Here is an 11,257-nt window from a genome sequence, read left to right as displayed (position 1 = left end):
CGGCATGGGAACCCTCATCAACATCGACAATGGCGGCACCCTGACCGATATCTGCGTGTGGGATGGCAACGGCTTCAGCTTCACCAAGACGCTGACAACCCCCCATGACCTGTCGGAATGCCTGTTCACCGGAATCGAGAAGGCATCTGAAGCCCTCTACGGCGACGCCGACATCACCCGGCTGCTGCACGAGACCGAGCACGTCCGTTACTCCACCACCCAGGGCACCAACGCGTTGGTAGAACGGCGCGGTCCGATGATCGGCATCCTGACGTCGATGACGGGCCTGGCCACTGCCATGCAACAGACACCAGCCGGGGGAAAGCTGTTCGCCGACCTGATCGCCGACCGTCACCTGACCTTCGACCCGGATGCCGAGCTCGAGGCTTTCGAGTTCGACGCCGTGCAGAAGGTCAACCGGCTCACCACGCTGGGAGCCGCCCGGGTTGTCGTCGCCGGCGCGAGCCCGCAAGAGGAGCAGCGGCTCCGGCACGTGTTGTTGCGCAAATTTCCCCGCCATCTGCTGGGCTCGGTTCCGCTGATCTACAGCTGGGAACTGGCCGGAGACCGCGACCACGCACGGCGTGCGTGGTCGTGCGTGGTCAATTCATTCCTGCACCCGACGATGGAGCGGTTTTTGTACAGTGCCGAGCGCCGGCTGCAGGGCTACCGGGTGGTCAACCCGTTGCTCGTCTACCGCAACGACGGCGCGTCCTCGCGGGTAGCGAAATCTGTTGCGCTCAAGACGTATTCGTCGGGGCCGCGCGGAGGCTTGGAGGGCACGGCGGCGCTCGCCAGAGTCTATGGGTTGCAGCACGCCCTGATGATGGACGTGGGAGGAACCACCACCGACGTCGGTGTCGTCGAAAACGACACCGTCGCGGTGGCTGACCGCGGCCGCATCGAAGGGGTACGCATCTCGTATCCGATGAGCGACGTCACCTCGGCAGGGGTGGGTGGTTCATCGGTGATCCGGCTTGTCGACGGGGAGATCACGGTGGGGCCGCAGTCGGTCGGTGCCGCACCGGGTCCGGCATGCTTCGGGTTCGGCGGGAAGCAGGCCACGATCACGGATGTCAACCTGTTGCTGGGCGTGCTTGACGCCGACACCTACCTGGACGGCACCTTCACCCTCGACGCAAGCCGGTCCAGGTCGGTGATCGGCGAAACGATCGCAGATCCCCTCGGGATCTCGCTCGAAGAGGCGCTGATCCGCATGGAACACGCCTACTTTGACGCCCTTTCGGTCGCGCTGGCGGGCTCCGCCAAAGAGGGGACAACGTTGCTGGCGTTCGGCGGGGCCGGGCCGATGAGTGCCACCGGCGCGGCAAGGCTGGCCGGCATCAAGCAGGTGCTGATCCCGCGCACCGCGGCCGTCTTCTCGGCGTTTGGGATCTCGTTCTCTGACATCGGCAAGACCTACGAAGTGATCGTCCCCGAGCCGAATGCCGACTCGGCCAGCGCCGTGCACGACGCTCTACTGGTGCGTGCCGACCGTGACATGTTCCAGGAAGGCTATCTGTTGGCCGACTGCGAAATTACCTGGCGGCTGCTGCTGGAAGGCGTCGAGGACGCAATGGTGTCGCACCTGTCGTACCAGCGCGGCGACGAGATCGACTACCCGGGCTGTGTCGTATCTCTCCAGTTGAATGTGTCTGCGGCGCTCCCACATCCAGAGCTGCCGGAGAGCACGAAGGCTGACCCGCGCAGCGCGCCGGCTATCGGCCGGCGCCAGATCCGCGCCACCGCGGATCGCATCGACGACGTTCCGGTGCATGTGCTTGACGAGCTCACCCCCGGCCACGCAGGTACGGGACCCGCGATCATCGAGGGGCCCTTCTTCACCGCTCGGGTACTGCCGGGTTGGGGATTCCTGGTCACCCGCTCCGGTGACCTGATGCTGACCGACGACCTGTGACTCGAATTGCCCAACCCTCTTCTGCGGAAGGAGGACTCCGATGCGAGTCCCTATGACCGAATACCTCGTCATCGATCTCGACACCGAACGGTGGGTGTGTCGAGTGTGCGCCCAAGACATGGGCTCGGCGCATGAGAACTACAAGTCAGGAACCCTGGTCTACGATCGCGATCCACGCGAAATTCACCAGCCGATCCTCGATCCTGAGCGGTACGAGTACACGTTCAGTCCCGATCCGACCTACTGCCGGATCCTCGAGTACTACTGCCCCGGCTGCGGCACTCAGATCGAGTGCGAGTACCTGCCGCCAGGACACCCGCCCGCCATTGACATGGTCATCGACGTCGCCGCGCTGCGCAAGCAATGGGAGGAGCGTGGCCTGGACGCCGAAGCCGTCCACAACTACGGGCCCGGTGAAGACGCGCAGAAGTATACCGCTGCGCTCAGAGCCACCGGCCACATTCGCTGACCCCAACTCACCCGGAGAACTCAAAGCATGAAACGAATTTCGGTTGACATCGGCGGCACATTCACCGACTGCTTCTTTGTCTGGGACGACGTCTACGTAGACGCCAAAGCGCTCACAACTCACCACAATCTGGCGATCGGATTCAACGATGCGCTCGACCTGGCCTGCAAGCGCGCCGGATTGGACCGATCCACGGTGCTGTCCGAGGTGGATTCGGTGCGCTATGCGACCACCCTGGGCACCAACGCACTCATCGAACGCAATGGGCCAAAAGTGGCCGCCATTGTCACCCACGGTTTCGAGGACACCATCCCGTTGTCCCGCGGCCGCGGCTACGGCGAGGGCCTGGACTACGCGATGCAGCAGAACCTGCCCGCCGCCGAGCGTCCCGAACCTTTGGTATCTCGGGCGATGATCCGTTCGGTCAAGGAACGCGTCAACTCGGCGGGAAAGGTCGTGGCGCAGCTGGATCCCGATGACGTGCGCGCGGTGGTGCGCGAACTCGTCGATGCGGGCGCCGAGGCGATCGTGGTATCGCTGGTGAACTCCACCGAGAACCCCGAGCATGAGCTCGCGATTCAAGAGATCATTCTCGACGAGTTCCCCCCGCACGAACTTGGTGCCATCCCGGTGCTGCTGGGCCACCAGGTCTCCGGCCGGAAGGGGGAGTATGTCCGCGCCACCTCGACAATCATCGACGCCTACCTGCACGAGATCATGTTTCACGCCCTGGCGCAGCTGTCGAGTAATCTGCGCGACTTCGGCTACGACAGGCCGATGTTGGTGATCCACAACTCCGGCGGCATGGCGCAGATGAATTCCACCGACGCGCTGCAGACGATCCACTCGGGCCCGATCGCCGGTGTCGGTGCGGCTGAGCATCTTTCGAACGAGACCGGGATCGGTCATGTTATCGCAACCGATATGGGCGGGACCTCGTTCGACATCGGCCTGGTGCCCGAGGGCGGCGTGAAGCACTACGACTTCCTGCCCACCATCGATCGGTGGCTGGTGTCGGTGCCGATGGTGCACCTCGACACGCTGGGCGCCGGCGGCGGCTCGATCGCCAGCTACGACCGCATCCACAACTCGATCAAGATCGGGCCGAAGTCGGCGGGCTCGAACCCGGGACCGGCCTGCTATGACCGCGGCGGGCTGCACCCCACTGTCACCGACGCCGACCTGCTTCTGGGTTACCTGGATCCGGACAACTACGCCAACGGGTACATCAAGCTGAACGTTAAGCGGTCACTGTTCGCTATCGAGGAAAATCTGTGTGACTACCTCGATATGGATCCGATCGAGGTCGCGCGGGTCATCAAGGACGGCGTCGATGAGCAGATGGCGATCGGCATCGGCAAGGAGCTGCGGGTCCGCGGATACCTGCCCGAAGACTTCACGATGCTTGCCTACGGCGGGAATGGGCCGCTGCACGCTTGCGGCATCGCACGCCATGCCGGCATCAAACGTGTTTTGGCGCCGCCTTTCTCGTCCGTTTTCGCGGCATGTGGCGCCGGCAACATGAAGCAGTTGCACTTCCACGAGCGTGGTGTGCACGTGACGATGTACAACGCGACAACGCGAAAGCTGTACGACGGCTACGACGAATTCAACGGCGTTGTCGCGGAATTGGAGGCGCGTGGCCGTGAAGATCTAATCCGACAGGGGTTCTCCGGTGAGGTGGTCAAGTATCGTCTCGAACTGGACATGCGCTACGGAAATCAGCTGCTGACCCAGGCCGTGGCGCTGCAGGACATTCATCGCATCAACAACGTCGGCGACGTGCTGCAGATCATCAGGACCTTCGGTGACGTATATAGCCATCGGTTCGGAGCGTCCTCCGCCGCCCCGGAGGCCGGGATCCGGTGCAATACCGTACGGGTCGCGTCATTTGTGGATGGTGATGTGGTGAACTTCGAGGCGTTGGAATATGGGGGAGCACGGTCCGCGCCAACACCGGCCGGGACCCGGCAGGCGCACTTCATCGGACACGCCGACCCGATCGATACCGCGGTCTACGACCAAGATGCGCTCGGTGCCGACCGCGTCATCGCCGGACCGGCCATCGTCACCACCGAGAACACCACCTTCCTCGTCGAACCCGGCTGGCGGCTGGAGCCGACGGTGCAGGGCGCCGTCTGGTTCCTGCAGGACTGACACCACCAAACGTTTCGCCAAGATCAAGGACGGACCACATGACCACAGTTAACGATCGTCCAGCCGGCCACCTGACTGCCGAAGAGCAGCAGTGGGTGGACCAGTTCATGGACGAAACCACACTTTTCCTCGGGCCCGACCGAGAGATCATGCGCAGCCACAGCATCTCCGCACGATCTCTGCACGAAGACCTGGCGATCGCCGCCGGTGTGGACCGACTGCAGGTGGAGCGCATCCGCAAACGCATCGCCGGCGCGCTGGACGAGGGCTACGAGATGTGCGAGGCCCAGGGCGCTGCTCCCGGCGCGAAGTGGGGCGACCTCACGACGGCGATCTACACCGGTGCCGGCGATGTCTCGTATCTGTCGTGCCACGGGGTCATCGCCTTCAGTGCGATCCTGCACCACCCGATTCGCTACATCATGAAGTACTGGAAGGACGAGCCGACGGTCGGCATTCATGAAGGCGACGGTTTCATCCACAACGACGCCCGATTCGGCAACGTGCACAACACCGATCAGTCGATGATCATGCCGATCATCCGTGACGGCGAAATCATCGCCTGGGTGGCTGCCACCATTCACGAAGGCGAAAACGGCGCCTGCGAACCGGGCGGCATGCCTTCGGGCTCGGAAACGGCTTTCGACGACGGGCTGCGGATGAGCCCGTTCAAGATCGTCGAGCGTGGTGAGCTGCGCCGCGATTTGCTGACCTTCCTGCAGCACTCGGTGCGCGATCCGAAGCTGCAGCTGGCCGATCTGAAGGTGAAGATCACCGCGGTACGCAAGATCATGGAGCGTATCGACAAGGTCATCGACGAGGTCGGCACCGACACGTTCGTGGCCGCGCTACGTATCACGGTGGAGGACGTCGATGCTGAGGTGCGGCGACGGATCAGCGAATTGCCGGATGGCACCTATCGGTTCGACCAATTCATGGATAGCACTCTCAAAGAGAACATCCTGATCAAGTTCGCGTGCAAGGTCACCGTCAAGGGCAACACGATGACCGTCGATCTGCGCGGGACCGGGCCGGAGATCCTCAATCGCGCGATCAACTCCCCCCTCTGCTCGGTGAAATCGATGATGATGCAAGCAATTCTGGCATTCTGGTGGCCGGACCTGCCGCGCTGCACCGCCGCGATGAGCTGTATCGAGATCATCTCCGATGAGGGCACCTGGGCCGATGCTTCCTACGACGCACCGATGGGCCAGTCGCTGCAAGCCTCCTTCCGCGGATTCTCGGCCATGCAGGCCCTCTACAGCAGGATGTCGTTCTCCTGTCCGCACAAGTACAGCAATGTGGTCGCAAACTGGTTCAACCAGATCAACACGTTCCTGTGGGGCGGTATCACTCAGCACGGCGACATGGTCGGGAACCTGTGCGCGGATCTCAACGGGATGCCCGGTGGCGCAAAGCCATTCCGCGATGGTGAGGACGCCGTGTCGCCGCTGTTCTGTGCCATGGCGGACACCGCCGAGCAGGAGGTGATGGAAGAGGAGGTGCCCTTCATGCAGCTCGTCGCAAAGCGCCTGGTTCGCGACAACATGGGTTTCGGAAAGTTCAACGGCGGGATGGGATACGAGATGATCGTGGCCGCCGAGGGCACTCCGCAGTGGGGGTTCATGACGGTGACCTCGGGCGCGAAGTTCTCGTCGATCTACGGGATGTACGGCGGCTACGGCTGCGGTACCTACCCACTGGCCATGGTCAAAGGCACCAACGTGTATGAGCATTTCCGGCAGGACAATAAGAAATTCGACCTGTCGATGGAGAAGGTGATGAACGAGCGGCCGTTCCCGGATGGTCGTTACTCCACCTATCACATGGGTCTGCAGTTCGACCTCGCCAAAGACGGTGAGCTGTACATGATCAGCCAGGGTGCCGGCGGCGGCTACGGAGATCCGCTGGAGCGCCTGCCCGAGTCCGTGATCCGCGACGTCGAACTCGGTCGGATCAGTCAGCGGGTCGCCGAGGATGTGTTCGGGGTCCGCTATGACCCGGCAACGTTCCGGCTGGACGCCTCGGGCACCGAAAAGGCGAGGGCACAGGTGCGCAAGACACGCCTGCAGCGCGGCAAGCCGTTCGCTGAATTCTGCGCCGACTTCGTCAAGCCGGAGCCACCAAAGGATCTCGCCTACTACGGGTCATGGGGCGCGTGGACCCCGGAAACCCCGGACGTCGTCGCCACCGTCTACACGATCGACGGTCCCGAACGTGTCACCGCACCGCTGCAGGAACTGCCGATCGTGATGGTGCCCGACCGTCGGGAGGTCAAGATTGCCAAACTCGAGGCCCGCATCGCCGAATTCGAGGAGCGGTGCGGCGTAAACGTCAGGCGCCTGACGTAATCGCTCCCCGTTGGCGCCGACTGCTGGAGAGGTAGACCGTTGAGTGCAAAATCGTTGGTAGCTCTGCCCCCGAGTGGGCGGACCCGGCCCCTGTTGATCAACGACGTCGACTACTCGACCGCGGTGATCCGACAAGGCGCACCGATTCCGTGGACCGATACCACCCTGGCGGCAGGTCACTTCGCGCAGGTTCGCGGGCTGCTTGACCCGGACGCGGTCTGGGTCGACATGCGTCGGTTCCAGAGTGCACACATCGACGCGCGCCCGGGGCTGGTGGAAGCCATGCGAAGCCATGCTCGCACGGGCTACCCGTTGCGCACCCTGCTGGCCGATGATGCACTGCTGGCGGCCAGCCGCGAGGTTCTCGGAACGCTGGCGAACACATCGCGGCGCCAACTGGTGCTGCATGTGCCCTCCCCGGCGGCTTGGCTGTCATGGGCTCATCACGTCGCCGGCAACCCACTCGATGGCGTGGATGCCGACGGCGCCGACCGGGCTGCGATGTATATCGCGGAGTGGCTCGGCCAGCTGGGTGCCCTGCCTGTGGCCCTGGCTCTGCTCGACAGTCGTGACGGGGCGTCGGGAATGTCAGAGAATCTGCAGTCCTATACCTCGATCATGAACGTTGCCAGGCACTTCGACTGGTCGTTGGCGCTGTGGACGGATACCGAACTCGAGGGTGCGCCGGGCGACCCACCCATCGGGCTTGTCTCCGATGAGTTTTGGACCGGGGGCGCCGAGATACCGGAGGGGGAGATCCTGCTCACCACCATTTCCGCCGCGGCATCGCCCGAACAGGTACTCGAACAGCTCGAAAAACTGCGCTAGCGGTTCGCATGGACGACACACCTGGCGCATGCGCCACAACCAAACTGCAGGACGTTGACCGTCTCAACGCCGGCATCGGGTTGCCGATGCTAGTGCCCGACGACGCACACATCGTCCTTCAACCGGACAATAGACCCCTTGACCATGGAGCTTATTCCCCTGAGGGAGAAGAGGGTTTGCGCTTGATCAATGCTTGCAAGGAGGCCGTCATCGTTGTGCCGGGCGCCAACTTCTTCGACTCGACGGCCAGCATCGCGATGATTCGCTCGGGTAAGTTGGACGTCGGGGTTCTCGACGGCATACAGGTCAATGCATGCCGAGATTCGAGCAACCCGGTGGTTCGGGGAGCGCTGGTGAAGGGCATGGGCGGCGCGATGGACTCGGTACCGGGCGCTCGCAAAATCATTGTGTTGATGGAGCATTGCGCATGCGACGGCGGCCTGAAAATTCGTGCGGAGAACACCTTGCCGCTCACCGGCGCGGCTGTTGTGAACCGAATCATCGCCGGGAACGGCGTGCGTCCGGCCGAATTGGCGCCGGGGGTCGACGCACCCGAGGGCCGGCGGTGTACAGAGGCTCTGCTCTTGGTTGATCAATTGGCGACGTCGCCGGTGATTCGCGGTGCGCCGCCGCAGTCAGGACCAGTCCACCTCACAGAATGGAGTTGAAAAGTGTTTGTGACGACCCAACCCGAGGCCCTATCGATTGCCGCCGCCAATCTGGGCACCATCGGCTCGGCGATCAGTTCCCAAAACGCGGCTGCCTCAGCCCCTACAACCGGGATCCTGCCTGCCGCGGGCGACGAGGTGTCCGCCCTGGTCGCTGCACAATTCGTCGCGCATGCGCACCTGTATCAGGCTGTCAGCAGCCAGGCCGCGGCGATGCACGATCTGGTCGTCAACGCACTGCGGACAAGCGCGGATGCTTATGCGGCGACGGAAGCGGCCAACGCATTCGCGACCGGCTAGCGGGAAAGGAGTACCGCCGAATGTGTTTCGATCGGCGGTACCGCCGGCGCGCCGGCCGCATTCCAGCTCAGTCCGTAAACATGTTGTAGCGGTTCGGTCCCCGACTGCCGGCGGCACGAATGGAGTCATGCGACCGCCATCGAAAAGGTTTGCCAGTTCGGCCCACAGCTTCTTGACACTGCCTGCACGGCTGAGGATTTCAGACGTAGTTGAAAATACGGTTTATGAGGAGGCGTTGACCGTGGATTTTGCGGTGTTGCCGCCGGAGGTCAATTCCGGGCGGATGTATGTGGGTGCGGGGGCCGGGCCGTTGGTGACGGCGGCGGCGGCGTGGGATGCGGTGGCGGCTGAGTTGAATTCGGCGGCTACGTGGTCTCGGTCGGTGGTGTCTGAGTTGTCGGGTGGGCCGTGGGTGGGGCGGTCGTCGAGTTTGATGGTCGCCTCGGTGTCTCCGTATGTGTCGTGGATGAGTGTGACCGCGGCGCAGGCTGAGCAGGCCGCCGGGCAGTTGGGGTCGGTGGTGGCGGCCTATGAGGCGGCGTTTGCCGCGACGGTGCCGCCGGTGCAGGTGGAGGTGAACCGGGCGTTGTTGGCGTCGTTGGTGGCGACCAATATTTTGGGGCAGAACACTGCGGCGATCGCGTCGACCGAGGCGCAGTATGCCGAGATGTGGGCCCAGGACGCGGCGGCGATGTATGGGTATGCGGGGGCCTGTGCGGTGGCGGCGAGGTTGACGCCGTTCGACTCGCCGCCGGCGGCGACCAATGTGGCCGCGACGGGCGGGCCATCGGCGGTGGCCTCTCGGGCAGCTGCCTCGGTGGCCGGTGCCGGCGGCGCGCAATCGGTTCTGTCCCAACTCATCTCAACCCTGCCCAGCACACTGCAAACACTCGCCGCCGGATTCGGCACACCGTCTCTCAACCCGATCACATGGCTGGAGGACGCTTTGACCAGCCCTACGGGCACTGCCCTCAACAACTTTCTGGCGACCATCGGGGGCAACGGACTCGACCTGGGCAGCGGTGGTTTCTTGGGCGGCAGTTTGACGTTCCTCACGAGCCCGTTCTTCCCGTTGGCTTTGCATCCGCCGGTGGCTGGATTGGCCGGGTCATCCACGGCGCTCGACGGTGGCCTCGGGTCGACGTTGGTGGGTGCGGGGGCCCCGGTGGGCTCGGGCGGCGGGGTGGCCGCCGGCTTGGGCGGTGCGTCGGCGGTCGGCAAGTTATCGGTCCCCTCGTCGTGGGTGACGGCGCCGGGCGTCCGGCTTGTCGCCGCGGCATCGCCAAGCGCCGACGGTTTACCGTCGGCGGCGACAGCCGGACCGGCAGGCCCTTACGGAGGCATGCCCCCGGTGGGCCCGGTGGGAGGGCTGATCAACGCGCCGTCCTCGGGGCAGGCCCGCGCCCAGACGAATTCACGCACCAAGGCACTACCACCGTGGGCACTAGAGCCCGCCACCCGCGAGCACACCCCGGGCGGGGGGGAAACACCGAGCGCCCCGGGCGGCGACCAGGCGATCAGCACGCGGGAACAGCTCGCTGAGCTACGCAACGCAATCGCCGACGTGGCCAGGCAGCGAGATGTGCTGAAACGCACCGCCGTCGTCCTGATGGAGGAAGCGGCACAGAAATAGCGATTCGGTACCGATCCCGCCTGGAGCGCGGAGGCGGCGCGGTTCAGTTCGGCGGCGCGCCCCGCCTCAGTTGCCGCCCGTCCACAGCCCGGAGTCCCGGATCGCTTGTGCCAGCGGTTCCAGCACGGCCGGGTCGTGCGGCGGGTTGATGTACACGATCCCCAGGTCCAGGCCTTCGGCAGACAGGGCCGCCGCTTCCTCGAGGATCTGCCCGTAGTTGCGCTCGGCGTCCAGGCGCAGGTGCGCGGAGAGGGTGATCTCCTTCGGGTCGCGCCCGATATTCGCGCACTCCGCGGCCAGCACGTCGCGCTTGCGGGCGAACACGTCCGGCGTTCCTCCGGCGAAATTCCAGTGCTGGGCGTAGCGCGCCGTGATCGGCAGCGTGCGCTTCTCCCCGCTGCCGCCGATGCAGATCGGAGGATGCGGCCGCTGCACGCCCTTCGGCTCGTTGCGGGCACCCTTGAGCTGGTAGTACTTGCCGTCGAAGTCGGTGGTGTCCTGGCTCAGCAGGCTGGTGAGCACCTCGCAGGCCTCCTCGAACCGGTCGAACCGTTCTCTGATGCTGCCCAGCTCGATGCCGTACGCGCCCGATTCCTCCTCGTTCCAACCGGCGCCGATCCCCAGTTCGAGCCGTCCGTTGGAGATGATGTCGAGCGCGGCCGCCATGTTGGCGAGCACCGCCGGGTGGCGGTAGTGGATCCCGGTGACCAGCGTGCCGAGCCGCAGCCGCTTGGTGGCCTGCGCCAGCGCGGTCAGCGTCGTCCAGCCCTCGAGGCAGGGCCCGCTGCTGTCGGAAAAGATCGGGTAGAAGTGGTCGAAGGTCCAGCCGGACTCGTAGACCTCGATGTCGTCGGCGGCCTGCCAGACGGACAGCATCTGGACCCATGTGGTGTTCTGAGGTGATGTCTTGAACGCGAATCGCATGAATTCGAC

9 protein-coding genes are annotated in these 11,257 nt (G+C 64.4%); 8 read left to right on the top strand and 1 reads right to left on the bottom strand.

Features of this window, described 5'->3' with window-relative positions; all coding sequences use genetic code 11:
- Positions 1-4: 4 nt before the first annotated feature.
- From G6N56_RS16450 to G6N56_RS16415, 8 genes are all read left to right on the top strand, one after another.
- Entirely contained in the window at positions 5-1,918 is a 1,914-nt protein-coding gene (locus tag G6N56_RS16450) for a hydantoinase/oxoprolinase family protein (RefSeq protein ID WP_085257430.1), read from the top strand.
- A gap of 40 nt (positions 1,919-1,958) precedes the next feature.
- A complete protein-coding gene (locus tag G6N56_RS16445) occupies positions 1,959-2,387 on the top strand; it encodes an acetone carboxylase subunit gamma (protein WP_085257429.1) in 429 nt (142 codons plus the stop codon).
- 27 nt (positions 2,388-2,414) lie between these two features.
- A complete protein-coding gene (locus G6N56_RS16440) occupies positions 2,415-4,544 on the top strand; it encodes a hydantoinase/oxoprolinase family protein (RefSeq protein WP_085257428.1) in 2,130 nt (709 codons plus the stop codon).
- Positions 4,545-4,582: 38 nt separating this feature from the next.
- Positions 4,583-6,895 (top strand): hydantoinase B/oxoprolinase family protein, encoded by a 2,313-nt coding sequence (locus tag G6N56_RS16435; protein WP_085257427.1) that lies wholly within the window; start codon positions 4,583-4,585, stop codon positions 6,893-6,895.
- A 93-nt stretch (positions 6,896-6,988) separates the two neighbouring features.
- Complete coding sequence (locus tag G6N56_RS16430; protein WP_232069075.1) at positions 6,989-7,723, top strand: hypothetical protein; 735 nt, start codon at positions 6,989-6,991, stop codon at positions 7,721-7,723.
- An 8-nt stretch (positions 7,724-7,731) separates the two neighbouring features.
- Entirely contained in the window at positions 7,732-8,391 is a 660-nt protein-coding gene (locus G6N56_RS16425) for a CoA-transferase (RefSeq protein ID WP_085257425.1), read from the top strand.
- A gap of 3 nt (positions 8,392-8,394) precedes the next feature.
- The gene (locus G6N56_RS16420; protein WP_085257424.1) at positions 8,395-8,691 is read left to right on the top strand and encodes a PE family protein; all 297 of its coding nucleotides are present in this window, start codon (positions 8,395-8,397) and stop codon (positions 8,689-8,691) included.
- 241 nt (positions 8,692-8,932) lie between these two features.
- Entirely contained in the window at positions 8,933-10,324 is a 1,392-nt protein-coding gene (locus tag G6N56_RS16415) for a PPE family protein (RefSeq protein WP_232069074.1), read from the top strand.
- A gap of 66 nt (positions 10,325-10,390) precedes the next feature.
- Here the strand turns inward: G6N56_RS16415 and G6N56_RS16410 are convergent, their stop codons facing one another.
- Entirely contained in the window at positions 10,391-11,248 is an 858-nt protein-coding gene (locus G6N56_RS16410) for an LLM class F420-dependent oxidoreductase (RefSeq protein ID WP_085258450.1), read from the bottom strand.
- Positions 11,249-11,257: the final 9 nt, after the last annotated feature.

It is taken from the genome of Mycobacterium saskatchewanense, from assembly GCF_010729105.1.
GTDB classification, from domain to species: Bacteria; Actinomycetota; Actinomycetes; order Mycobacteriales; family Mycobacteriaceae; genus Mycobacterium; species Mycobacterium saskatchewanense.
This window is presented reverse-complemented; position numbering and strand designations above follow the sequence as displayed.

What these genes read in the sequence shown, in the direction of transcription:
- G6N56_RS16440 (WP_085257428.1), top strand. Translation starts at nt 2,415, where the DNA reads ATGAAACGAATTTCGGTTGACATCGGCGGCACATTCACCGACTGCTTC.
- G6N56_RS16435 (WP_085257427.1), top strand. Translation starts at nt 4,583, where the DNA reads ATGACCACAGTTAACGATCGTCCAGCCGGCCACCTGACTGCCGAAGAG.
- G6N56_RS16410 (WP_085258450.1), bottom strand. Translation starts at nt 11,248, where the DNA reads ATGCGATTCGCGTTCAAGACATCACCTCAGAACACCACATGGGTCCAG.
- G6N56_RS16425 (WP_085257425.1), top strand. Translation starts at nt 7,732, where the DNA reads ATGGACGACACACCTGGCGCATGCGCCACAACCAAACTGCAGGACGTT.
- G6N56_RS16450 (WP_085257430.1), top strand. Translation starts at nt 5, where the DNA reads ATGGGAACCCTCATCAACATCGACAATGGCGGCACCCTGACCGATATC.
- G6N56_RS16445 (WP_085257429.1), top strand. Translation starts at nt 1,959, where the DNA reads ATGCGAGTCCCTATGACCGAATACCTCGTCATCGATCTCGACACCGAA.